This window comes from Streptomyces sp. SPB074 (genome assembly GCF_000154905.1).
Lineage (GTDB): Bacteria > Actinomycetota > Actinomycetes > Streptomycetales > Streptomycetaceae > Streptomyces.
Map to the genome: position 1 here is coordinate 4,594,747 of NZ_GG770539.1, position 23,185 is coordinate 4,617,931.

18 protein-coding genes are annotated in these 23,185 nt (G+C 72.7%); 6 read left to right on the top strand and 12 right to left on the bottom strand.

All coding sequences use genetic code 11. From position 1 onward, the window contains the following. The first annotated feature begins 286 nt into the window (after positions 1–286). On the top strand, positions 287–3,721 hold the full coding sequence (locus SSBG_RS19355) for a CARDB domain-containing protein (protein WP_037870161.1): 3,435 nt from the start codon (positions 287–289) through the stop codon (positions 3,719–3,721). 237 nt (positions 3,722–3,958) lie between these two features. Further along, positions 3,959–4,921: a LysR substrate-binding domain-containing protein gene (locus SSBG_RS19360; protein ID WP_008747765.1), complete on the top strand. Its 963-nt coding sequence runs from the start codon at positions 3,959–3,961 to the stop codon at positions 4,919–4,921. An 84-nt stretch (positions 4,922–5,005) separates the two neighbouring features. Here SSBG_RS19360 and SSBG_RS36205 read toward each other — a convergent pair whose 3' ends face one another. The 7 genes from SSBG_RS36205 to SSBG_RS19390 form a co-directional block, all read right to left on the bottom strand. Continuing rightward, on the bottom strand, positions 5,006–5,329 hold the full coding sequence (locus tag SSBG_RS36205; protein ID WP_420790318.1) for a hypothetical protein: 324 nt from the start codon (positions 5,327–5,329) through the stop codon (positions 5,006–5,008). 36 nt (positions 5,330–5,365) lie between these two features. Continuing rightward, entirely contained in the window at positions 5,366–6,010 is a 645-nt protein-coding gene (locus tag SSBG_RS36210; RefSeq protein ID WP_420790319.1) for an SPFH domain-containing protein, read from the bottom strand. A gap of 114 nt (positions 6,011–6,124) precedes the next feature. Then, positions 6,125–8,581: an FtsX-like permease family protein gene (locus SSBG_RS19370; protein WP_008747766.1), complete on the bottom strand. Its 2,457-nt coding sequence runs from the start codon at positions 8,579–8,581 to the stop codon at positions 6,125–6,127. Further along, complete coding sequence (locus tag SSBG_RS19375) at positions 8,578–9,264, bottom strand: ABC transporter ATP-binding protein (protein ID WP_008747767.1); 687 nt, start codon at positions 9,262–9,264, stop codon at positions 8,578–8,580. Before SSBG_RS19375 ends, SSBG_RS19370 begins: the two co-directional genes overlap by 4 nt. Further along, positions 9,261–9,785, bottom strand: a complete 525-nt coding sequence (locus SSBG_RS19380) for a PadR family transcriptional regulator (RefSeq protein ID WP_008747768.1) — start codon at positions 9,783–9,785, stop codon at positions 9,261–9,263. Before SSBG_RS19380 ends, SSBG_RS19375 begins: the two co-directional genes overlap by 4 nt. Positions 9,786–9,888: 103 nt before the next feature. Then, entirely contained in the window at positions 9,889–10,197 is a 309-nt protein-coding gene (locus SSBG_RS19385; protein ID WP_008747769.1) for a hypothetical protein, read from the bottom strand. A 40-nt stretch (positions 10,198–10,237) separates the two neighbouring features. Then, positions 10,238–11,194, bottom strand: a complete 957-nt coding sequence (locus SSBG_RS19390) for an SPFH domain-containing protein (RefSeq protein ID WP_008747770.1) — start codon at positions 11,192–11,194, stop codon at positions 10,238–10,240. Positions 11,195–11,563: 369 nt separating this feature from the next. Here SSBG_RS19390 and SSBG_RS19395 point away from each other — a divergent pair, with 369 nt between their 5' ends. Next, complete coding sequence (locus SSBG_RS19395) at positions 11,564–13,891, top strand: transglycosylase domain-containing protein (protein ID WP_008747772.1); 2,328 nt, start codon at positions 11,564–11,566, stop codon at positions 13,889–13,891. Between the two features lie 75 nt (positions 13,892–13,966). Here SSBG_RS19395 and SSBG_RS19400 read toward each other — a convergent pair whose 3' ends face one another. The 5 genes from SSBG_RS19400 to SSBG_RS19420 all read right to left on the bottom strand — a co-directional run bounded on the left by SSBG_RS19400 (position 13,967) and on the right by SSBG_RS19420 (position 20,818). Continuing rightward, complete coding sequence (locus SSBG_RS19400; protein WP_037870163.1) at positions 13,967–15,982, bottom strand: ATP-binding SpoIIE family protein phosphatase; 2,016 nt, start codon at positions 15,980–15,982, stop codon at positions 13,967–13,969. A gap of 38 nt (positions 15,983–16,020) precedes the next feature. Continuing rightward, positions 16,021–16,692: a class I SAM-dependent methyltransferase gene (locus SSBG_RS19405; protein ID WP_050776795.1), complete on the bottom strand. Its 672-nt coding sequence runs from the start codon at positions 16,690–16,692 to the stop codon at positions 16,021–16,023. Positions 16,693–16,836: 144 nt separating this feature from the next. After that, positions 16,837–17,520: a DUF402 domain-containing protein gene (locus SSBG_RS19410; RefSeq protein WP_008747775.1), complete on the bottom strand. Its 684-nt coding sequence runs from the start codon at positions 17,518–17,520 to the stop codon at positions 16,837–16,839. Positions 17,521–17,630: 110 nt separating this feature from the next. After that, a complete protein-coding gene (locus SSBG_RS19415; RefSeq protein ID WP_008747776.1) occupies positions 17,631–18,986 on the bottom strand; it encodes a class II fumarate hydratase in 1,356 nt (451 codons plus the stop codon). 158 nt (positions 18,987–19,144) lie between these two features. Then, complete coding sequence (locus tag SSBG_RS19420) at positions 19,145–20,818, bottom strand: fumarate hydratase (RefSeq protein WP_008747777.1); 1,674 nt, start codon at positions 20,816–20,818, stop codon at positions 19,145–19,147. Between the two features lie 433 nt (positions 20,819–21,251). Here SSBG_RS19420 and SSBG_RS19425 point away from each other — a divergent pair, with 433 nt between their 5' ends. From SSBG_RS19425 to SSBG_RS19435, 3 genes are all read left to right on the top strand, one after another. Next, positions 21,252–21,929 carry a DUF1707 SHOCT-like domain-containing protein gene (locus SSBG_RS19425; RefSeq protein WP_037870166.1) on the top strand — a complete coding sequence of 226 codons (678 nt, stop codon included), beginning with the start codon at positions 21,252–21,254 and terminating at the stop codon, positions 21,927–21,929. A gap of 173 nt (positions 21,930–22,102) precedes the next feature. Further along, the gene (locus SSBG_RS19430) at positions 22,103–22,471 is read left to right on the top strand and encodes a WhiB family transcriptional regulator (RefSeq protein ID WP_008747780.1); all 369 of its coding nucleotides are present in this window, start codon (positions 22,103–22,105) and stop codon (positions 22,469–22,471) included. A gap of 104 nt (positions 22,472–22,575) precedes the next feature. Further along, positions 22,576–23,184: a molybdopterin-dependent oxidoreductase gene (locus SSBG_RS19435; protein WP_008747781.1), complete on the top strand. Its 609-nt coding sequence runs from the start codon at positions 22,576–22,578 to the stop codon at positions 23,182–23,184. Position 23,185: the final 1 nt, after the last annotated feature.

Genomic DNA, 23,185 nt, shown 5'->3' on the forward strand with positions numbered 1-23,185 from the left:
CCGCTCGCCCGCTGATGCCCCGTCACTCTCGCTCACCTTCCGTGGCAGTTCTGTCCCGGCCGTTGACAAATCTTTAACTTGTCAGAAATCTGTTTCCAAGTGGCCGCAAAAGATTGACGAGTTCGCTCAAAAAATCACCAACCACACTCCTCTCGCGCCCTGTTCGAGAGGTTCCCCCGCCCGCCCGGGTCCCGCCCGGGTGGGTACCCGCCTGTCCGGGCCCCCGCCCGGACCGGCACCGTCCCACCCCTCTTCTCCCCGCACCGAAAACCGAACAGAGGACAGCATGAGACGGAAGCCATCCGTCCGGCGGGCGATCACCGGGCTCCTCGCGGCCTGCCTGATCCCCCTCGGACTGCTCCCCGCGACGGCGCACGCCGCCGTGCCCGCCGCCCCGGGCCCCAACCTGGCGCTCGGCCGCCCCGCCACCGCGAGCGGCGTCAACGGCCAGTACGGCGCGGGCAACGTGACCGACGGCAACCAGGGTTCCTACTGGGAGGGGCCCAGCGCCTCCTTCCCGCAGTGGGTACGCGTCGACCTCGGCGCCACGACCTCCGTGGACGAGGTGACGCTGAAACTGCCGACCACGTGGGAGGCGCGCGACGAGACGCTGAGCGTCCAGGGCAGCACGGACGGCAGCGCGTGGAACACGCTCTCCGCCTCCGCGAAGCGCACCTTCACGCCGAACTCCGCCAACGCGGTCACGGTCGGCTTCGCCGCCGCCGACGTCCGGTACGTGCGCGTGCAGGTGAGCGCCAACAGCGGCTGGCAGGCCGCCCAGCTCAGCGAGCTGGAGATCCGGGGCGAGGGCGACGACGGGGGCACCGACCCGGGCGGCCCCGTCGACCCGGGCAACCCGCCCGTGGACGGGACCAACCTCGCCAAGGGCAAGCCGGTCGAGGCCAACGGCTACGTCCACACCTTCGTCCCGGCGAACGCCAACGACGGTGACACGAAGACCTACTGGGAGTCCGCCGGGCTCCCGGGCCGGCTCACCGTGAAGCTCGGCGCCGACGCGGACATCTCCGGCATCGTCGTCAAGCTCAACCCCGACACCGCCTGGGGCGCCCGTACGCAGGCGATCGAGGTGCAGGGCCGGGGCCAGAACGCGAGCGCCTTCACGAGCCTGAAGGCCCGCGCCACCTACAGCTTCAGCCCCTCGTCCAACCAGAACACCGTGACCATCCCGGTGACCGGCCGCGCCGCCGACGTACGGCTCGACATCGCGTCCAACTCCGGCGCCCCCGGCGCCCAGGTCGCCGAGATCGAGGTCGTCGGAACCGCCGCGCCCAACCCGGACCTGACCCTCACCGACCTGACCTGGACGCCCACCACGCCGTCCGAGAAGGACGCGGTGACCGTCAGGACCACCGTCCGCAACGCCGGTACGGCCGCCTCGCCCGCCACCACCGTGGACGTCAGCCTCGACGGCACCGTCGCGGGCAGCGCCCCGGTCGGCGCGCTCGCCGCCGGTGCCTCGCAGACCGTCTCGGTCGACGTCGGCAAGCGCCCGCAGGGTTCCTACACGGTCTCGGCCGTCGTGGACCCGAAGGACACCGTCGTGGAGCAGGACAACAGCAACAACAGCCGCGCGGGCACGAGCAAGCTCGTCGTCTCGCAGAGCCCCGGGCCCGACCTCCAGGTCACCGGCATCGCGACCAACCCGGAGACCCCGGCCAGCGGCGCCAGCGTCAGCTTCACCGTCGCCGTCAAGAACCGGGGCACGACCGCCGTCGCCGCCGGTACCGTCACGCGCCTCACGGCCGGTACGACGACGCTCAACGGCACCACGCCCGCCGTCCCCGCCGGTGCGACGGTCCAGGTCCCGGTCTCCGGTACGTGGAAGGCCACCGACGGCGGCGCCACGCTCACCGCGACGGCCGACGCGACCAACACCGTCGCCGAGACCGACGAGGACAACAACACCTTCGCCCGCTCGATCGTCGTCGGGCGCGGCGCCGCCGTCCCGTACACCGAGTACGAGGCCGAGGACGGCAAGTACACCGGCACGCTCCTGACCGCCGACGCGAAGCGCACCTTCGGCCACACCAACTTCGCGACGGAGTCCAGCGGCCGCAAGTCGGTCCGCCTCAACAGCACGGGCCAGTACGTGGAGTTCACCTCCACGACGCCCACCAACTCGATCGTCGTGCGCAACTCCATCCCGGACGCCGCGAACGGCGGTGGGCAGAACGCGACCCTGAGCCTGTACGCGAACGGCCAGTTCGTCCGCAAGCTCGACCTCAGCTCGAAGCACTCCTGGCTCTACGGCTCCACCGACGACCCCGAGGGCCTGACCAACACCCCGGGCGGTGACGCGCGCCGGCTCTTCGACGAGGCGAACGCGCTGCTCACGCAGACGTACCCGGTGGGCACCACGTTCCGTCTCCAGCGTGACGCGGGTGACAACGCGAGCTTCTACATCGTGGACCTGATCGACCTGGAGCAGGTCGCCCCCGCGAAGGCCAAGCCCGCCGAGTGCACCTCGATCACCGAGTACGGTGCCGTGCCCAACGACGGCATCGACGACACCGACGCCATCCAGCGCGCCGTCATGGCGGACCAGAACGGGCAGATCGGCTGCGTCTGGATTCCGGCCGGGCAGTGGCGCCAGGAGCAGAAGATCCTCACCCCCGACCCGCAGCACCGGGGCCAGTACAACCAGGTCGGCATCAAGAACGTGAAGATCGTGGGCGCCGGTATGTGGCACTCGCAGCTCTACACGCTCACCGAGCCGCAGGACGCGGGCGGCATCAACCACCCGCACGAGGGCAACTTCGGCTTCGACATCGACGACAACACGCAGATCTCCGACCTCGCCATCTTCGGCTCGGGACGCATCCGGGGCGGGGACGGCAACGCCGAGGGCGGCGTCGGGCTCAACGGCCGCTTCGGCAAGAACACGAAGATCTCCAACGTGTGGATCGAGCACGCCAACGTCGGCGTCTGGGTCGGCCGCGACTACTCCAACATCCCCGAGCTGTGGAACCCGGCCGACGGCCTGGAGTTCAGCGGGATGCGCGTACGCGACACCTACGCGGACGGCATCAACTTCACCAACGGCACGCACGATTCGACCGTCTACAACTCGTCCTTCCGCAACACGGGCGACGACTCGCTCGCCGTCTGGTCGAGCAAGTACGTCAAGGACCCCTCGACGGACGTCGGCGCGAACAACCACTTCCGCAACAACACGATCCAGCTGCCCTGGCGGGCCAACGGCATCGCGGTCTACGGCGGCTTCGGGAACACCATCGAGAACAACGTCGTCTCCGACACGATGAACTACCCGGGCATCATGCTCGCCACCGACCACGACCCGATCCCCTTCTCCGGCCAGACGCTCATCGCGGGCAACACCCTGCACCGCACGGGCGGGGCCTTCTGGAACGAGGACCAGGAGTTCGGCGCCATCACGCTCTTCGCCCAGGGCGCGAGCATCCCCGGCGTCACCATCAGGGACACCGACATCCTCGACTCGACGTACGACGGCATCCAGTTCAAGACGGGTGGCGGCACGTACAGCGGGGTGAAGATCTCCAACGTCCGCATCGACAAGTCGAACAACGGCTCCGGCATCCTCGCGATGAGCGGCGCCCGCGGCGACGCGACCCTCTCCAACGTCACGATCTCCAACTCGCGTGACGGGGACGTACTCGTCGAGCCGGGCTCGCAGTTCACGATCACCGGCGCCCCCGCGAAGGCGGCGGCCAAGCGCTGACCCGCACGGGCCGGCACGACCCGGGCCCCGCCCGCTCCCTCCGCGCGAGGGGGCGGGCGGGGCCCCTCGTCGTGACGCGGGTCTCCTCCGCGCGCTTTCCGGCCGACCGCGCCGGCTCGTTAGGGTGGGGGGACAGTGATCGGCGGAACCGATCAATCGCCGCCGCCGCGGCGGCCCGGGTCCTCCCCGGCGTGAGTTTCTGCGTGAGCCCCTTCGTGAGTCCTTCGTGAGTCATTCGTGAGTACGGAACATGTCCTCGCCGCCGACAGCCGCGCGCGCCAGCCCACCCTCGCCCAGCTGCGGGCCTTCGCGGCCGTCGCCGAGCACCTGCACTTCCGGCAGGCCGCCGCCGTGCTCGGCATGAGCCAGCCGGCCCTCTCCGGGGCCGTCTCCGCGCTGGAGGAGGTCCTGGGCGTCACGCTGGTCGAGCGCACCACCCGCAAGGTGCTGCTCTCGCCCGCCGGGGAACGCCTCGCGGCGCGGGCCAGAGGGGTGCTCGCCGAGGTCGCGGGGCTCCTGGAGGAGGCGGAGACCCTGCGGGCGCCGTTCACGGGGACACTGCGGCTCGGCGTGATCCCGACCGTCGCCCCGTACCTGCTGCCCACCGTCCTCGACGTGTGCGCGCGCCGCTACCCCGATCTCGCGCTGGAAGTGCACGAGGAGCAGACCTCCGCGCTCAGCGAGGGGCTCGCGGCGGGGCGGCTCGACCTGCTGCTCCTCGCGCTGCCGCTCTCGACGCCCGGCTTCACCGAGATCCCGCTCTTCGACGAGGACTTCGTGCTCGTCACCCCGCTCGGACACGCGCTCGGCGGCCGGGAGGAGCTGCCCCGCGAGGTGCTCACGGAGCTGCCGCTCCTGCTGCTCGCCGAGGGCCACTGCCTGCGCGACCAGGCGCTCGACGTGTGCCGGGAGGCGGGACGCGGCGAGGCGAGGGCCGTGACGACGACGGCCGCCGGGCTCTCCACGCTCGTCCAGCTCGTGGCCGGGGGCCTCGGCGTGACGCTCCTGCCGCGCACCGCCGTACCGCTGGAGACGGGCCGCAACCCGCGACTGGGCACGGGGTACTTCGCCGGGCCCGCGCCCTGCCGCCGGATCGGCCTGGTGCTGCGGGACGGCTCCGCGCGGGCCGGGCAGATGGGGGAACTGGCGGCGGAGCTGCGGCGGGCGTTCGCGGGACTGCCGGTACGGCCCGCGGGCTGAGCGGCCCACGCGCCCGCCGGAAGGCCGGGGCCAGGGAGACCGGGCCCGGGGAGGCCGGGGTCCGGGAGGCCGGGGCCGGGACGGTCACCGCACCGGGATCTCCGGCCACGTCTCCCGCTCCAGCCGCCTGCGCTCGGCCCGCGTACGGGCCGCCGCCTGCTGGTCGGCCATGCTCCCGTCGAGCGCGGGCGCCGCGTGGACGGCGCGGGCGGTACGGGCGCGGGCGCGCTCCGTCCGCGAGGAAGCCTCCCGGTGCGAGGAGGCGCCGCCGCGCCCGGGCGCCTCGTCCAGGGGCACGGACGCGCCGCCCGCGGAGGGCACGCCCGTCTTGTCGGCGGCCTGCTGGAAGAAGCGCAGCAGCTCCACGGGGAACGGCATGACCAGGGTGCTGTTCTTCTCCGCCGCCACGTCCACCACCGTTTGCAGCAGCCGCAGTTGGAGGGCTCACGGGGTGTCGGCCATGGTGCTCGCCGCCGAGGTGAGCTTGCGTGCCGCCTGGGCCTCGCCGTCCGCCGCGATGACCCGGGCGCGCCGCTCGCGTTCCGCCTCGGCCTGCTTCGACATGGACCGCATCATGTCCTGCGGCAGCGCGATGTCCTTGATCTCGACGCGCTCGACCCGTACCCCCCAGGGGTCCTCGGTCGGCGCGTCCATCACGGTGCGCAGTTCGGCGTTGATGCGGTCGCGGTCCGAGAGGAGCGTGTCGAGATCGGCGCGGCCGATGACGGAGCGCAGCGAGGTCTGCGCGATCTGGGAGACCGCCGAGGGGTAGTCGCTCACGTTGACGAGCGCCTTCACCGGGTCCATGACGCGGAAGTAGACGACCGCGTCGACCGTGACGGTCACGTTGTCGTTGGTGATCGCGCCCTGCGGCGAGACGCCGAGCACCTCGGTCTGGATGGAGACCCGTTCCATGTGGTCGCCGACCGGCCGGATCAGGCGCAGCCCCGGCTGTCTCAGGCGCGGCAGCAGACGGCCGAAGCGGAAGACGACCCCGCGCTGGTACTGCTGCACGTTGCGCACGCTCAGCCCCAGCAGGATCACCACGAGAAGTGCCACCACGACGATGGCGATGACGAGTGCGGTCATGAGTACCAACCCCAGGACACGAGACATGGGTGTCCCCGCACGTCTCACGGTAGGACCGTTCCGGTACGGGCGCGAACGGCCGCGTACCGGAACGGTCCCGCCGGGACCGGCCGCCTACTCCGTGCGCAGCCCCGCCGCCCGCATCGTGCGGTGCAGCGCCGGGAGCGTCAGGAGCGTCACGAGGAGCATCGTCCCCGCGCCCGCCGCGACGAGCGGCAGGAAGACGAACCAGTCCACGACCTCCTTGTCGATGAGCCGCACCAGCGTCCAGCCGAGCGCGAGCCCGCCCGCCGTCGCGACGCACAGCCCGAGCGCGACCGGGATCGCCGTCTGCCACAGCAGCGACCAGGCGAGCGAGGAGCGCTTCGTGCCGAAGGCCGCGAGCGCCGAGAGGAGGCGCTTGCGCTCGCGCAACTGCTCCAGGAGCGAGACGAGCAGCGAGGCGCCGATGAGGAGCGTCGTCAGGATCGCCCCCGCCGCGAGGCCGTGCCGCACGCTCGCGTACGTCCCGTCGCGGTGCGTACTGGAGTACGTCCACATTCGCACGGTCGGGTCGACGGACATGACGGCGTTGCGCGCGTGGTCGATCGCCTGCGCGTCGTCCGGGTTGGTCTTGACGCGGACGTTGGTGGAGCCGCCTCCCTTGCCGAGGATGCTCGCGTCGATGGCGCCCGGGGTGATGAGGAGGCCGGAGCCGTCGTCGCCCTCGGGGGTGCGGATGCCCTTGACGTCCTTGACGCCCTGCGGGACGCGCCACAGCCTGCCCCGCTTCGTGTCCGGGGCGACATCGATCCAGTGGCCGTCGCGGGCCACCTGCCACGTCTGGGTGTTGATGTCCTTGTCCCACTGCTCGCGGACCGGCTGCCGGGCCCGGAAGACGTCGCCGTCCGCGCAGGAGGGGAGCTTCGCCTTCTCGCGCAGCGTCGCGCAGTCGCCGACCGTGAGCCACACGGTGGGCGGTTCGCCGTCCTTGCCGGGCTTCCGCTCGGCACGCGGGGCCTGCGCGTACCCGGTGATCTCGGCCGTCACGCGCTGCACGCCGGGTGCCTTCACGGCCGCGGCGCGCAACTGCTCGGCGAGCTTCCAGTCGGTGATGTTGCTGGACACCCCGAGGGTCGCGCGGGCCGGGTCCTGGCCGGTCGTCTTGTCGAAGTCGTCGCCGAGCGAGCTGACCATCATCTGGAGCGCGATCGCGCCCGCCACGGCCACCGTGATCCCGCCGACCGCGCGGGCCGCCGTCCCGCCGCTGAGCTGGAGCCTGCGCACGGCGAGCTGCCAGGGCACGGAACCGCCGCGCAGCCGCCGCACGACGAACTCCACCAGCCAGGGCAGCAGCGTCGCGAGGCCGATGAGCGTGAGCGAGGCACCGCCCGCGAGCCGGTACGGGTCGATGCTCTGCGCCTCGCGCTCGGCGGGCGTCGCGCGCAGCCGCTCGTCGGACAGGAGCAGCGCGAGGCCCACGAGCGTGATGACCAGGCGCCACCACACGCGGCGCCTGCGCGGCGCGGACTGCCGGAAGACACCGAGCGGTTCGATGCTCACCGCGCGCAGCGAGAAGAGCGTCACGGCGACGGCGCACACGGGCACCGCGAGCGCCACGAGCGCGGCGATCCCGGGCACCGGCGTGATGTCACCGGGGAAGGCGCTGGCGCCCGCGATGCTCACGTACGGGGCGAACTGCCGCCCCACGAGGAGGAACACCACGCCGAACACGAGGCCCAGCACCGCCGCGGCGAGCGCCTCGCCGGCCGCGATGCGCCGCGTCCCCGCCGCGTCCGAGCCGACCAGGCGCAGCGCGGCGAGCCTGCGGTCGCGGCGCTCGCCGCCGAAGCGCACGGCGGTGCCGATGAAGAGCACGACGGGGATGAGCAGGACGACGCAGATCATGACGATCAGCGCGACGAGCAGCGGGTCCATCTCGTCGTGCAGGTTCAGGCGCTCGCCCCAGCCGTGCGCGTACCGCAGGTCACTGTGCGGCTTCGTCGCGAGGTCGCCGGGGTTGCCGTAGAAGTACAGCTCGTGCGACTGGTCGAGCCCGGCCGCGCCGATCGTCCCGGCCTCCTTGTACGGGGCGAAGCGGGCGCGCAGCAGGGCGTCGCCCGAGTCGTGGAGGCGGTCGTGCAGCTCCGGCGAGACGAACATCTCGCCGGGCTTCGGGAAGCGGCCCAGACCGGGCGGCGGGCTCGCCTTCCCGCCCTGCGGGGCGATGAGGAAGCCGCCGATCGTGACGTCCTGGTACTCGCTGGAGCCGTCGGAGACCAGGAAGGAGCGCGGCGACTCCTTCGCCGCGGTGGCCGCGAGCTTCGTGGGGCGGCGCGCGTCGAGCCGTTCGTCCTGGTGCGCGAGGACGGTCGGCACCGAGGAGGCGAGCAGGAGCAGCACGACGCCGAGGCCGATGCCGACGGCGGTGAGCGCCGTGCGCGTCCAGCCCTCGCGGCCCCCCGAGACGGCGAAGCGCACGCCGAGCAGCAGGTCGCGCGCCCAGGTGGCGAGGCGGCCGGTCGCGGTCGGCGCGGGCGGGGGCGGCGGCGCGGCGTCCGCGTGCCGGTCGAGCGTGAGGGGGCTGGTCATACGAGGCGCTCCATGTCCCGGGAGCGGCCGTCCCGTACGACGACCTCGCGGTCCGAGTAGGCGGCGACGCGGGCCTCGTGCGTGACGAGGACGACGGCGGCGTTGGTGCCGCGCGCGGCCTCGGTGAGCAGTTCCATGACGCGTTCGCCGTTGAGCGAGTCGAGCGCCCCGGTCGGCTCGTCGGCGAAGAGGACCCGGGGCCCGGTGACGAGGGCGCGGGCCACGGCGACGCGCTGGCCCTGCCCGCCGGAGACCTCGCCGGGACGCTTCGCCGCCAGGTCCTCGACCTCCAGGCGTTCCATCCAGGCGTACGCGGCCTTCTCGGCCTCCTTGCGCTTGACGCCGTTGAGGCGCAGCGGCAGGGCCACGTTCTCGACGCAGCTCAGCTCGGGCACGAGCTGGCCGAACTGGAAGACGAAGCCGAAGTCGCTGCGGCGCAGGGCGCTGCGGCGGCTCTCGGGGAGCGCGCTCAGCTCGGTGCCGCCGTAGTGGATCGTGCCCCCGTCGGGCGGGACGATCCCGGCGAGGCAGTGCAGGAGCGTGGACTTGCCGGAGCCGGAGGGGCCCATGACGGCGACGACCTCGCCCGCGTGGATGGAGAACTCGGCTCCGTCGAGCGCGGTCGTCGGGCCGTAGGACTTGCGCAGTCCCTCCGCGGAGAGCAGGGAGCCCGAGGGGATCATCGGTTCACTTCCTTGGCGAGCTTGCCGAGCCTGGCGGTGGCCAGCTCCAGCCAGCGCAGATCGGCTTCGAGGTGGAACAGCGCGTGGTCGCAGATGAGCTGGTCGGCGAAGTCGCTCTTGTGCTTGCGCTCGGTGAGCGAGCGCATGAGGCGCAGGTGCTCGGCGCGCTGCACGTCCAGGACGTCGTGCGCGTCGCGCCGGGTGAGCAGCGCGAGGACGACCTTCGTGTACAGCGTGGACTGGAGGTAGGGCTCGGGCTTCTCGGGGGTCGCGAGCCACTGGGCGACGTCGGTGATCCCGGCGTCCGTGATGGCGTACCGCTTGCGCTCGGGACCCTCGCCCGCCTCTATCCCGTCGACCTCGACAAGGCCGTTCTTCAGGAGGCGGGACATGGTCGAGTAGACCTGGCCGTAGTGCAGCGGCTTGTCGTGCCCGAACTTCTCGTCGAAGGCACGCTTGAGGTCGTACCCGTGGCGGGGCCCCGTTTCGAGGAGGCCGAGGAGTGTGTGACCGATGGACATGGCGAGGACTATACGTGGGAGGTATACCGGCGATGTATACGTGGGGTGTATAGCTATCGTGAAGAGGGCCGGACCCCGCTCGGGGCCCGGCCCGTACGCCCGCTCAGTCCTGGCGCGGCGCCTCGTCGTCGGCCGGGGGTCCCGCCCCCGGCCCCCGCCCGGGCGGTCGTCCCCTGCGCGGGATCGGGGCCGCCGCCGAGGGCAGCCGGCCCGCCTCGGCGAGCGCGCGCCGCAGCAGGTACTCGATCTGCGCGTTGCTGCTGCGCAGCTCGTCGGCCGCCCAGCGGGCGAGGGCGTCGTGCACCTTCGGGTCCAGCCGCAGGAGGACCTGCTTGCGGGCCGGGCGCCCCGCCCGCCGCGCGCCGCCGGGCTCCCCGGTCGCGGACCCCTCGTCCGCAGCGCTGTCGTTCATCGCCGCCTCACCCGCTGTCGCTGCCGTCGACCGGCGCCGTTCAGTACAGAGTGCCCGCGTTCACGACCGGCTGCGTCGCCCGGTCCCCGCACAGCACGACGAGCAGATTGCTCACCATCGCCGCCTTGCGCTCCTCGTCCAGCTCCACGATGTCCTCCTGCTGGATGCGGGAGAGCGCCTGCTCGACCATGCCCACCGCGCCTTCCACGATGAGCCGGCGGGCGTCCACGACCGCCCCGGCCTGCTGGCGCTGGAGCATCGCGGAGGCGATCTCGGGGGCGTAGGCGAGGTGCGTGAAGCGGGACTCCACGATCTCGACGCCCGCCGCCTCCACGCGCGCGTGGAGTTCGAGCGCGAGCTTCTCGGTGATCTCCTCGGCGTTCCCGCGCAGCGAGAGGCCGCCGTTCTCGTGGGCGTCGTAGGGGTACTCGATGGCGATGTGGCGGACGGCCGCCTCCGTCTGCGTCGCGACGAACTCCAGGAAGTCGTCCACCTCGAAGCTCGCCTGGGCGGTGTCCTCCACGCGCCACACGACGACGGCGGCCAGCTCGATCGGGTTGCCGTAGGCGTCGTTGACCTTGAGGACGGCCGTCTCGTGGTTGCGCACCCGGGTGGAGATCTTCGTGCGGCTCGTCAGCGGGTTGACCCAGCGCAGCCCGTCCGTGCGGATCGTGCCCCGGTAGCGGCCGAAGAGCTGGACGACGCGGGCCTCGCCGGGCGCGACCATGTTGAGCCCGGCCATCGCGAAGACCGAGGCGATGGCGAGCAGGATGCCCCCGGCGATCAGGACCGCCTTGCCACCGGTCGAGGAGACCGCCGTCGCGGAGACGATCATCGCGATGCCGGCGACCAGGCCGAGCAGGCCGAGGAGCAGGGCCAGCCCGCCGCCGATGCTCTTCGCGGTGAACTCCGTCACGCGCGGCTTGGGCATCTCGGCGAGCTGACCGGGCGCGAGGTCGTCCCCGCGCGGGGTCTCGGGTGTGGGGTGGGTGGACATGGGTGGTTCCCCCGTTCTGTCACGGATGTGGCGGCGACGGTGGTGACCGCCGGGGCGCACCGCTCCTGACCTGGTGCGGCGCTACCGCGCACGGGGTCCGGGAAGCTTCCGTACCCGCGTGGCCGCGCTTTCAAAGTGATATCAGATTACCCCGGATGGCAACCATCCGCACGCGCATGGAGTCGGTTTCAGTACGGGACGGTGCTGATTGTCACGTCCGGAAAAGACAGGATCGGGAGCCCTTTGTCCAAGAGCGCGGTGTTAGCTTTCAAAGCTGATCGAGCCACGGCGCGCGCGATGGCGCGGGCCGCCGTGGACCGCGTGGTGCGCACCACCGGCAGGAACCACTGAGAAGGAGCGGCCGTCACCATGGGGCGAGCGGACGAGAGGCGGGGACGTCGCGGGGGCGGCGCCCCGCGCGGGCGTGTGCGCCGCCTGTTCACGTGGAAGAAGCTGCTCGGCACGGTCCTCGGCCTGTGCCTGCTCGGGATAGCCGGCTTCGTCGGCCTCTACCTGTACGTCGACGTCCCCGAGGGCAACCCCGACGCGACCCAGCAGGCCAACGTCTACAAGCTCGCCGACGGCACAGTCCTCGCCCGCACCGGGCAGCGCAACCGCGAGATCGTGAGCCTCGACCGGGTGCCGAAGGCCGTCCAGCACACCTTCGTCGCCGCCGAGAACAAGAGCTTCTACAAGGACAGGGGCGTCGACCTCAAGGGCACCGCGCGCGGCCTGCTCAACACCGTCACCGGCAAGGGCAAGCAGGGCGGCTCCACGATCACCCAGCAGTACGTCAAGAACTACTACCTCAACGCCGACCAGACCGTGAGCCGCAAGCTCAAGGAACTGGTCATCTCGCTCAAGGTCGATCAGAAGTACTCCAAGGACGACATCCTCGCCGGGTACATCAACACGAGCTACTACGGCCGGGGCGCCTACGGCATCCAGGCCGCCGCCCAGGCGTACTACGGCATCGACGCCGATCAGCTCAACGTCGCCCAGGGTGCCTACCTCGCCGCCCTCCTCCAGGCCCCCAGCCAGTACGACTGGTCCGTCGCGACGCCCCACGGCAAGACCCTCGTGAAGAACCGCTGGAACTACGTGCTCGACAACATGGTCGGCCAGCACTGGCTCGGCGCCACCGAGCGCGCGAAGCTCGCCTTCCCCGTCCCGCACGGCGAACAGCGCGACGCCGGGCTCACCGGGCAGAAGGGCTACCTCCAGAAGGAGGCCGAGAACGAGCTGATACGCACCGTCGCCAAGAACGACGACCTCTCGCTGGACGACGCGAAGGCCAAGGTGGACGCGGGCGGCTACACCGTCACGCTCGGCATCGACCCGAAGAAGCAGGCCCGGCTGGAGAAGTCGGTCAAGAACGAGCTGACCTCGAAGCTCGACCCCCGGCGCCGCTCCGTGGACGCGAACGTGCAGGCGGGCGCCGCCTCGGTCGACCCGAAGAACGGCAGGGTCCTCGCCCTCTACGGCGGCGCGGGCTGGCCCGAGCACTACACCGACAACGCCACCCGCCGCGACTACCAGGTCGCCTCCACCTTCAAGCCGCTCATCCTGACCGCCGCGCTGGAGAACAAGGCGAAGACCCAGGACGGCACGCCCATCACCGCCTCCACGATCTACGACGGCACCAGCGAGCGCCCCGTCAAGGGCAGCGACGTCGCCTTCGACCCGCCCAACGAGGACGGCGTCGACTACGGGCCGATCAGCGTCCAGACCGCGATGAACAAGTCCGTGAACTCCGTCTTCGCGCAGATGGGCGTCGACGTCGGCATGGACGAGGTCATGAAGACCGCCGGCCGGCTGGGCCTGGACGTCGAGCACGAGGAGGCCGTCCCCGCCCAGACCCTCGGCTCCATGGGCGCGAGCCCGCTCCAGATGGCCGGGGTCTACGCGACGCTGGACCACCACGGGCGCAAGGTCACCCCGCAGATCCTCAAGTCCGTCACCTACGGCGGCGCGGACGTCAAACTGCCGAGCGCCATCGGCGACCAGGTCGTCAGCCGGCAGACCGCCGACTCCGTCACCTCCGTCCTCACCGGCGTCGTGGACGACGGCACGGGCTCGGCGGTACGCGACCGCACGCAGCCCGTCGCAGGCAAGACCGGCACGTCCGACGACAACAAGTCCGCCTGGTTCACCGGCTTCACCCCGGACCTCGTCACCTCGGTCGGCGTCTTCGGCGAGGCGGCCAAGGCCGGTACGACGGCGGACGGCACGAAGTACGCGAAGGGCGCCCAGGTCTCGGTGCGCGGCGCGGCGGGCGGCGGCCGGGTCAACGGCGGCGGCTTCCCCGCCCAGATCTGGGCCGACTACACCTTCGCGGTCATCGGCGCCCCCGAGAAGTTCGACCTCGACACCGACATGGGCGCGGCCACGACCCCGAGCACCGCCCCCACCCCCTCGGACACACCCACGCCCTCGGACACCCCCTCCCCGTCCACCACGGCCCCCGAGTCCCCGAGCCCGGACCCGACGACCGAGTCCCCGACCCCGGACCCGACCACCCCCGGTCCCGACCCGACGGACACCGGCGGCAGCGGTCTCCCCACGCTCACCCCGGACCCCGGCGACCCGGGAAGCGGCGGCCCCTCGCTGCCACCGCTCCCCGGACAGGGCGACGGCGGCGGCGAGCAGGGCGGCCAGGACGGCCACGGCCGCCCGCAGGACGGCAACGGCGTCTGACGCGAGGTGCCCCCGGCCGGACTCCCCGGCCGGGGGCACCTCCGTACGGGCGCGGACGGCCGCGCCGCCCGCTCCTCAGGCGTCCAGCTCGAACCACACGACCTTCCCGTTCCCCAGCCGCGTCGCGTCCCACCGGCGCGCGAGCCGCTTCACGAGGTAGAGCCCGCGCCCGCCCTCGTCCGTCGTCCGCGCGTTGCGCACCCGGGGAAGCTGCGGCACGTCGTCGCCGACCTCCACCCGCAGCACGTCCGTGCGCAGCAGCCGCAGCGTCACCGGGCGCGTCGCGTACCGGACCGCGTTCGTCACGACCTCGCTCACCAGGAGCTGCACCGTGTCGATGTGCCGCTCCAGGCCCCACCGCTCCAGCGCCTCACGCGCCAGCCGCCGGGCCCGCGAGACGGCGCGCGGCTCCGCGTCGAGGAACCAGAACGCCACGTCCTCCGGGACGATCCCCTCGAACCGCGCGGCGAGCAGCGCGATGTCGTCGTCCCGGTCGCTCGGCCCGAGCACGTCGAGCACCGAGTCGCACAGCGCCTCCAGGGGCGGCGCGTGATCGGCGCCCGTGAGCCGGGCCGTCTCGGCGAGCTTGTCCTTGAGCTGCTCGATGCCCGTCCACACGTCCCGCAGCCGCGACTCCACGAGGCCGTCCGTGTAGAGCAGCAGCGTCGCCCCCGAGGGCGCGTTCAGCTCGACGGCCTCGAAGTCCACGCCGCCGACCCCGATCGGCGCCCCCGGCGGTACGTCCAGCACCTCCGCGCGCCCGTCCATGTGGAGCAGCAGGGGCGGCGGGTGGCCCGCGTTGGCGACCGTGATGCGGTGCGAGACGGGGTCGTAGACGACGTACACGCACGTCGCCATCCGGTCGCTGCCCAGCCGCTGCGCCTGCTCGTCAAGGTGGTGCAGCACCTCGGTCGGCGGCAGGTCGAGCCCGGCGAGGGTCTGCGCGGTCGTCCGGAGCTGGCCCATGATCGCCGCCGACGTCATCGAGTGGCCCATGACATCGCCCACGACGAGCGCGACCCGCGAGCCCGGCAACGGGATCGCGTCGTACCAGTCACCGCCGACGCGCGCCGTCTCCGCCGCCGGCAGGTAGCGGCTCGCGAGCCGTACCCCGGTCGCGTTCGGCAGCCGCTCCGGCAGCATCATCCGCTGCAACTCGTCCGCGATGTACGCCTCGCGCCCGTACAGCACCGCCTTGTCGACGCCCAGCGCCGAGTGCGTCGCGAGCTGCGCCGCCACCAGCAGGTCGTCGGGACCGAAGGGCACGCGCTCGGGAGCGCGCAGGAAGACGGCCGCGCCGATCACCCGGCGGCGCCCGCGCAGCGGCGCGAGGATCGCCCGCCGCCCGTCCACCCCGGCGAGCGGCGGTACGGCGTCGGCGCCGAGCAGTTCGGGGAGCGCGGCCCGCGCCGCCTTCGAACCGCCGAACAGCGGCCGGACCCCGCGCAGCACCTCGGCGAGCGCGCCACCCGGCTCGACCTCGCACATCTGCGCCCCGCGCACCGAGCCGTCCGGCAGCGGCGTCGCCGGGAGGAGCGCTCCCGAGAGCGTGTACTGCCCGGTGAGCATGTGCGGTTCGGGGATGCGGTCGGTGCGGCGCAGCCGCAGCACGAGTGGGCCCGTGGGGCGCTCCTCGCCCACCGGGAGCGGGTCGCGCAGGTAGACGAGGATCGCGTCGGCGAAGACCGGCACGCTCGCCCGGCACAGGCCCATGACGATCTCGTCCAGGTCGATGCCGCGCGCGATCCGGCGCGTGGCCGCGCCGACGAAACGCAGCCGCTCGCCGTCGGCGCGCTCGCGCTCCTGTTCGCTCGGGTGCGCGGACAGCTCCTCGTTGAAGGCCCGGGGCGCCGAGGTGCCGCCCGCAGGCGGGGGAGCGGCGTCGGCACGCGGCCGGACGGGCTCGGCGGCGGTGGGGGCGTCACCGCCCCTGGCGTCCCGGGCGTGGCCACCGCCCTCGGCGCGCTCGCGCTCCTGGCCGGGCGGCGCGGCGTGCGCCTGCGGCGCGGGCGCGGGCTGTCCCGCCGCGCCGGGCGCGGCGTGCAGCAGGCCGCCCTGCGCCTGCGGGTGGGGGGTGGGTTGCTCGGTCACGCGTGTCGAATCCGTCCGTCCGGCTGAGCGGCCCGCGCTCAGACGCGCCGGCAGTTCAGGAAGAGCTGGAACTCGGGAGGGGTGTCGGTGCTGGCGGGGGCGTACGAGTACGAGTCCTCGCCGGCGATCTCGAACCCGGCATCCCGCACGGTACGGCGCAACTCCTCGCGGAGGTAGCCCGATACCCGGATCTCGTGCCCCAGGAACGGAATCGTGGCGTCGTCCAGGTCGGCCTCGACCATCGACAGCGCGAGCAGCCCGTCCGGCTTGAGCAGCGAGTGCAGGGAGCGCAGGGCGTGCGGGATCTCCTCGCGCGGCAGCATCAGCAGTGTGAAGAAACACGCGATGCCGTCGAAGCGGCCGAGCCCGTCGGGGCCCTCCGCGCGCAGCGAGGCGATGTCGCGGTGCAGGAACCTCGCCCCGGGCACGTGGGTCGTGGCCAGCTCCACCATGCCGGGGGACAGATCGACGCCGGTGACGTCGAAGCCCGCGGCGACGAGGCCCTTGGCGGTCGGCAGGCCCGTACCGCTGCCCACGTCCAGGACCCTGGCCCCGGCGGGCAGTTCCTTCGCGAGCCAGTCACCGGCGGCGAGCTGGCCCTCCTTGTGCGGGAACGCCTCGTCGTAGCGCTGCCCGATCGCGTCGAACGCCGCCGCCTGCCCCGCACGGTCCGGCGTGCCGGCCCCGTATCCCTCGTGTCCCACGCTCACGTACTGTCCGCCCCTCGTTGACCTTCCGTCAACCTCCGTGCACATCACGGCGGTTGTGCCCCGCATCGGGCCGCATCGCGGAGCTAGATCCTACGTTCGCCCCTCCGGGGGGCGGCAAGGGTCTCATGCGCCGCACCCGAGGTCTCACGCGCCTCGCGCCGTCAGCCCCGCCGCCGGCCGGTCCCAGTCGCCCGGGAGCGCCGGTACGGGCCAGGAGGGGTCCGGGCGCCACGCGGGCCACGGCTCCGCGAAGGGGGCGCCCCAGGACTCGATCAGCGCGACCGCCGCACGGCCCGCCTCCCGCACCTCCGCCGCCGTCCGCGCGCTCATCAGCCCGTCCGCGCGCGCCTGCGCGAACTCGTCCTCGTCCCGCCAGGACCAGGCGCGGTCGGGCGTGACGTCGATGTCGAGGAAATGGTCCACCGAGTCCACGCCCCCCGGGTGCCGGAGCAGCGGCTGCTCCAGGTTCACGTACCAGCTCCGGAAGGTCCAGTCCTCGTCCCACCACAGCCACACCGACCACGGTTCACCGGACCGGGCGAGCTTGAGCACGCCGTTCCCCCACCAGGGCTCACGCCCGGTGGTACGGGGGCGCGTGTAGCGGCTCGCGAGAGGTTCGGCGTGCACCGGAGTACCGTCCTCGAAGACCGGCCGCACGCACTCCGTACCGGGCGCGAGCCACGCCACGAGCCGGTCCCCGGTGTCCTCCACGACCGTCATGGGACGGCAGATGTGGACGCCCTCGTCACCGCGCGTCCCGTTGGCGCGGTAGCGCCACAGGATCGGCGTGCCGGGGGACCAGCGGGGGACGGCGGGTTCGTGGGGCATGGGTGGATTTTACGCCCGCGCCCCACGGCGCCCGACCCCGCGCCCCACGGCCACCGACCGCGCGCCGTGCGGCTCGCGCGCCCCCGTCCGCGCCCTCCGGCTCCTGAGTCCTACGGTCGCGTCATCCGCAGGACGTCCAGCGCCGCGTCCAGCTGCTCCACCGTCAGCGCGCCCCGCTCCACGTACCCGCCCTCGATCACGACCTCGCGGATCGTCTTCCGCTCGGCGAGCGACTTCTTCGCGACCTTCGCCGCCTCCTCGTACCCGAGGTACTTGTTGAGCGGCGTCACGACGGACGGCGAGGACTCCGCGTACTCGCGCGCCCGCTCCGCGTTCGCCGTGATCCCGTCGATCGTGCGGTCCGCGAGGAGCCGCGAGACGTTCGCCAGCAGCCGCACCGACTCCAGCACGTTCTTCGCGATGACGGGCAGCATGACGTTCAGCTCGAAGTTCCCCGCCGCCCCCGCCGCGCCCACCGTCGCGTCGTTCCCCACGACCTGCACGGCGACCTGGAGCACCGCCTCGGGCAGTACGGGGTTGACCTTGCCCGGCATGATCGAGGAGCCGGGCTGGAGGTCGGGCAGATTGATCTCGGCCAGGCCCGTGCGCGGCCCGGAGGACATCCACCGCAGGTCGTTGGCGATCTTCGTGAGCGAGCCCGCGATCGTCCGGAGCTGCCCCGACGTCTCGACGATCCCGTCCCGCGCCCCCTGCGCCTCGAAGTGGTCACGGGCCTCGGTGAGCGGCAGCCCGGTGACGCGGGCGACCTCGTCGATGACGGCGGCCGAGAAGCCGGGCGGCGTGTTGATCCCCGTACCGACCGCCGTACCGCCCAGGGGCAGTTCGGCGAGCCGGGGCAGCGAGGCGCGCAGCCGCTCGATCCCGTGGCGCACCTGCGCCGCGTAGCCGCCGAACTCCTGGCCCAGCGTGACGGGCGTGGCGTCCATGAGGTGGGTACGGCCCGACTTCACGACGTCGGCGAACTCCTCGCTCTTGCGCGCGAGCGCGGCGGCGAGGTGGTCGAGCGCCGGGATCAGGTCGTGCGTCACGGCGGAGGTCGCGGCGATGTGGATCGAGGAGGGGAAGACGTCGTTGGACGACTGCGAGGCGTTGACGTGGTCGTTGGGGTGCACGTCGGTGCCGAGGCGCTCGGTGGCGAGCGTGGCCAGCACCTCGTTCGTGTTCATGTTCGAGGAGGTGCCCGAGCCGGTCTGGAAGACGTCCACCGGGAATTCCGCGTCCCAGCGCCCCTCGGCGACCTCCTCGGCCGCCGCCCGGATGGCCTGCGCGCGCTCCGCGTCGAGCACCCCCAGCTCGGCGTTGACCTTGGCCGCCGCCGCCTTGATCTGCGCGAGGGCGCGGATGTGCGCGCGTTCCAGGTGCTGGCCCGAGACGGGGAAGTTCTCGACCGCGCGCTGGGTCTGGGCCCGGTACTTCGCGCGGGCGGGCACCCGGACCTCGCCCATCGAGTCGTGCTCGGTGCGGAACTCGGGCGCGGCGGTACGGGGGGCGTACGGGGCTCGCGCCCCCGTATCTCTCCCGTACCGCCGCTCCCGTACCGCCGCTCCCGTACCGTCGCTTCCGCCGCCGCTCCCGTACCGCCGCTCCCGCCCGGCGCTTTCGGTCAGCCGAGTCCCGGGCCGCGGACCGGGATGTTCGTGAAGGTCGGGGCGGGGGCGGGCTCGGTGAAGAAGTCGTTGCCCTTGTCGTCCACGACGACGAAGGCCGGGAAGTCCTCGACCTCGATGCGCCAGACGGCCTCCATGCCCAGCTCCTCGTACTCCACGACCTCGACCTTCTTGATGCAGTCCTGCGCGAGGCGCGCGGCCGGGCCGCCGATGGAGCCGAGGTAGAAGCCGCCGTGCGTCGCGCAGGCGTCGGTGACCTGCCGCGAGCGGTTGCCCTTGGCGAGCATGACCTTGGAGCCGCCCGCCGCCTGGAACTGCTCCACGTAGGAGTCCATGCGCCCGGCGGTCGTCGGGCCGAAGGAACCGGAGGCGTAGCCCTCGGGGGTCTTGGCGGGGCCCGCGTAGTAGACCGGGTGGTCCTTGAGGTACTGCGGCAGGCCCTCGCCCGCGTCGAGGCGCTCCTTGAGCTTGGCGTGCGCGATGTCGCGCGCGACGACGAGCGGGCCGCTGAGCGAGAGGCGGGTCTTGACCGGGTACTTGGTCAGCTCGGCGAGGATGTCGTCCATCGGCTGGTTGAGGTCGATGCGCACGACCTCGTCCGCGCCGTCCTCGGAAAGGTGCTCGTCGGTCGTCTCGGGCAGGAAGCGGGCCGGGTCGGTCTCCAGCTGCTCCAGGAAGACGCCCTCGGCGGTGATCTTCGCGACGGCCTGGCGGTCGGCGGAGCAGGAGACGGCGATCGCGACGGGGCAGGAGGCGCCGTGCCGGGGCAGGCGCACGACCCGTACGTCGTGGCAGAAGTACTTGCCGCCGAACTGCGCGCCGATGCCGATCCGCTGCGTCAGCCCGAAGACCTTCTCCTCCAGCTCCTTGTCCCGGAAGCCGTGCCCGAGCGGGGAGCCCTCCTCGGGCAGCTCGTCCAGGTAGTGCGCGGAGGCGTACTTGGCGGTCTTGAGCGCGAACTCGGCGCTCGTGCCGCCGACGACGATCGCGAGGTGGTACGGCGGGCAGGCGGCCGTGCCGAGCGAACGGATCTTCTGCTCCAGGAACTTCATCATGGAGTCCTCGTTGAGGACCGCCTTCGTCTCCTGGTAGAGGAAGGACTTGTTGGCGCTGCCGCCGCCCTTCGCCATGAAGAGGAACTTGTAGGCGCCGCCGTCGGTCGCGTACAGCTCGATCTGGGCCGGGAGGTTCGAGCCGGTGTTCTTCTCCTCCCACATGGTGAGCGGCGCCATCTGCGAGTAGCGCAGGTTGAGCTTCGTGTAGGCGTCGTGGATGCCGTGCGAGAGGGCCTTCTCGTCCTCGCCCGAGGTGAGCACCTGCTGGCCGCGCTTGCCCATGACGATCGCGGTGCCGGTGTCCTGGCACATGGGCAGGACGCCGGCGGCCGCGATGTTCGCGTTCTTGAGCAGGTCGAGGGCGACGAACTTGTCGTTCGCGCTGGCCTCGGGGTCGTCGATGATGCGGCGGAGCTGGGCGAGGTGCGCGGGGCGCAGGTAGTGCTGGATGTCGTGGACCGCCTCGGCGGCGAGCGTGCGCAGCGCCTCCGGGGCGACCTTGAGGAAGGTCCGCCCGTCCGCCTCGAAGGTGGAGACCCCCTCGGAGGTCACCAGCCGGTACGGCGTGGTGTCCTCTCCGGTCGGCAGCAGGTCGGTGTACGCGAACTCCGGCATCGTGACGCTTCCTCGTGTGGCTGGCGCGGGCGGGACGGGCGGTGGCCGCCCCCGGGCCGCCCGGCTTCCCGGCTCCCGGGCCCGGCGGCTCGTCGGCTCCCGGACTCCTGGGCGGCGCCCTTCAGGTTAGAACCCCGGGGACGCGGGGCGGCGTGTGAGGTAAGGCTCAGTGCGGGGGAGGGGGCCCGGGCAGGGATGAGCGCCCACTCACCCGCCGCCCGGATCACCTGCCGCCCGGATCACCCGCCCCCCGGATCTCCTGCCGGATCACCTCCCCGGACGCGGCTGCTTCCGTCCGGGGGGCGGGCGCGGACCGCCGGGGGCGCGGGAGTGCCGGGGGCGCGGACCGCCGGGGGCGCGGGAGTGCCGGGAGGCCGGAAAGCGACTGTCGCGCGGGGTGTCGCGATCTATCGCGTTTCGGTACCCTGCGGCCGTGGACCTCGACAAGCGCCCCCAGACCGCCCCACGTCCCGCGACCGCCCCGGCGGCGGGCCCCGCCGCCGGCCCCGGCCTGCGCGCCTCGGACGCCGAGCGCGACCACTACGCGGCCATCCTGCGCGAGGCGCTCGCCGAGGGCCGGCTGACGGCCGAGGAGCACACGGAGCGGGTGGAGGCGGTCTACTCCTCCCGTACGCAGGCCCAGCTCGAACCCCTCGTCGCCGACCTCCCGCGCCCCGGCGCCGCGAGCGTGCCGCCCGCCGCCGCGGGGGCGTCCGGGCAGGCGGGCCCGCAGGAGAGCCTGTTCGCGGTCTTCTCCGAGTCCGTGCGCCGCGGCCACTGGCGCCCGGCGCCCCGTATCCGCGCGATCGCGGTCTTCGGGAGCGTCGAGATCGACCTCAGCGAGGCGGTCTTCGAACACCGGCACCTCACGATTCAGGCCATCGCGGTCTTCGGCAGTGTCGAGATCCGCGTCCCGGAGAACGTGACGCTGCACGGCAGCGGCAGCGGAGTCCTCGGCCAGTTCGAGGTGGACGGCCTCCAGGCCACCGAGCCCGAGGCCCCGTCCGTCCAGGTCGACGGCTTCGCGGTCCTGGGCAGCGTGGAGGCGAAACCGAAGCGGGGACGTTTCATCAAGGAACTCTCCCGCCACCTGCGCAAGCGGCTGGGCTGAGGGAACGGCCCCCGGGGGTGGGAGCGAGCCCTCCGCCCGCCGCCCCCTCCCCCTGCCGACGCCGTGTCCCCACGCAGTGCATAGGCGCGCGCACAGCGGGTAGAGCTTGCTCCATCGCTCGTCGCACCTCGCTCGTCGCTCGCGCAAGCCGTAGCCGTCGTCAGGAGTAGACCGTGCTGTACTCGCCGCGTCAGTCCCTCCCGATCAGCGCCATCCCCCAGCAGCGGTCCCCCGAGCCACAGCGCCGACGCGAAGCGAGCACCCCAGCCCGCGACAAGGACACCCCCTGGCACGCCGACGCGGTCTGCCGCCGCGACGAGGCGGGCCTCTTCTTCGCCCCCTCCAAGGAGCCCACCGCCGCACGCCTCTCGCGCGAGGACGCCGCCAAGCGCGTCTGCGCCGGCTGTCCCGTGCAGGTCGAATGCCGCGAGCACGCGCTGGTCCAGCCGGAGCCGTACGGGGTCTGGGGCGGCCTCACGGCGGCCGAGCGCCGCGTCCTCCTCGCCCGCCGCAGGCGCCGCGCCGTCGCCACCGCCCGCTGAACCGCGCCGTCGCCACCGCCCGCTGAACCGCGGCGGCGGCCGCCGCCCGCCCGCGCCCGCCGCCCCCGAGTTGCGCCCCGCGCCACCCGTACGAGCCTGGAGGAGTGAACGCACTCTCCCCCGGCTTCCACGGAAAGCCCCGGCAGCTCACCGACCGGCTGCCGCCGGGCCAGTACCCGACGGAGATGTTCCCCGTCCTCTCCGCCGGGCCGACCCCGCGGCTGCGCACCGAGACGTACACCTTCACGCTCACCTCCGAGAGCGGCGAGCGGCACACCTGGGACTGGGACGCGCTCCTCGCGCTGCCGCAGGAGGAGGTCACCACCGACATCCACTGCGTCACGCGCTGGTCGAAGTTCGGCACCCGCTGGAAGGGCGTCGGCCTGGACACCCTCTTCGAGGCGGCGGGCGGGACGGGCCCCCGCGCCCGGTACGCCGTCGCCGCGTCCCACGGCGGCTACACGACGAACCTCCCGCTCGCCGAACTCACCGGCGGCCGCGCCTGGATCGTCCACGAGTACGACGGCTTCCCCGTCTCGCCCGAGCACGGCGGCCCGCTGCGGCTGCTCGTACCGCGCCTGTACTTCTGGAAGTCCGCGAAGTGGCTCGAAAGCATCCGCCTCACGGCCGAGGACGAGCCCGGATTCTGGGAGAACGCCGGCTACCACAACCACGGCGACCCCTGGCGCGAAGAGCGCACCTGGAGCGACTGAC

Excerpts from the sequence above, each read along its gene's own strand:
- SSBG_RS19420 (WP_008747777.1), bottom strand. The coding sequence starts at position 20,818 with ATGCCGGAGTTCGCGTACACCGACCTGCTGCCGACCGGAGAGGACACC.
- SSBG_RS19385 (WP_008747769.1), bottom strand. The coding sequence starts at position 10,197 with ATGAACGACAGCGCTGCGGACGAGGGGTCCGCGACCGGGGAGCCCGGC.
- SSBG_RS19380 (WP_008747768.1), bottom strand. The coding sequence starts at position 9,785 with ATGTCCATCGGTCACACACTCCTCGGCCTCCTCGAAACGGGGCCCCGC.
- SSBG_RS36210 (WP_420790319.1), bottom strand. The coding sequence starts at position 6,010 with ATGACCGCACTCGTCATCGCCATCGTCGTGGTGGCACTTCTCGTGGTG.
- SSBG_RS19390 (WP_008747770.1), bottom strand. The coding sequence starts at position 11,194 with ATGTCCACCCACCCCACACCCGAGACCCCGCGCGGGGACGACCTCGCG.
- SSBG_RS19415 (WP_008747776.1), bottom strand. The coding sequence starts at position 18,986 with ATGGGCGAGGTCCGGGTGCCCGCCCGCGCGAAGTACCGGGCCCAGACC.
- SSBG_RS19375 (WP_008747767.1), bottom strand. The coding sequence starts at position 9,264 with ATGATCCCCTCGGGCTCCCTGCTCTCCGCGGAGGGACTGCGCAAGTCC.
- SSBG_RS19370 (WP_008747766.1), bottom strand. The coding sequence starts at position 8,581 with ATGACCAGCCCCCTCACGCTCGACCGGCACGCGGACGCCGCGCCGCCG.
- SSBG_RS19410 (WP_008747775.1), bottom strand. The coding sequence starts at position 17,520 with ATGCCCCACGAACCCGCCGTCCCCCGCTGGTCCCCCGGCACGCCGATC.
- SSBG_RS19395 (WP_008747772.1), top strand. The coding sequence starts at position 11,564 with ATGGGGCGAGCGGACGAGAGGCGGGGACGTCGCGGGGGCGGCGCCCCG.
- SSBG_RS19355 (WP_037870161.1), top strand. The coding sequence starts at position 287 with ATGAGACGGAAGCCATCCGTCCGGCGGGCGATCACCGGGCTCCTCGCG.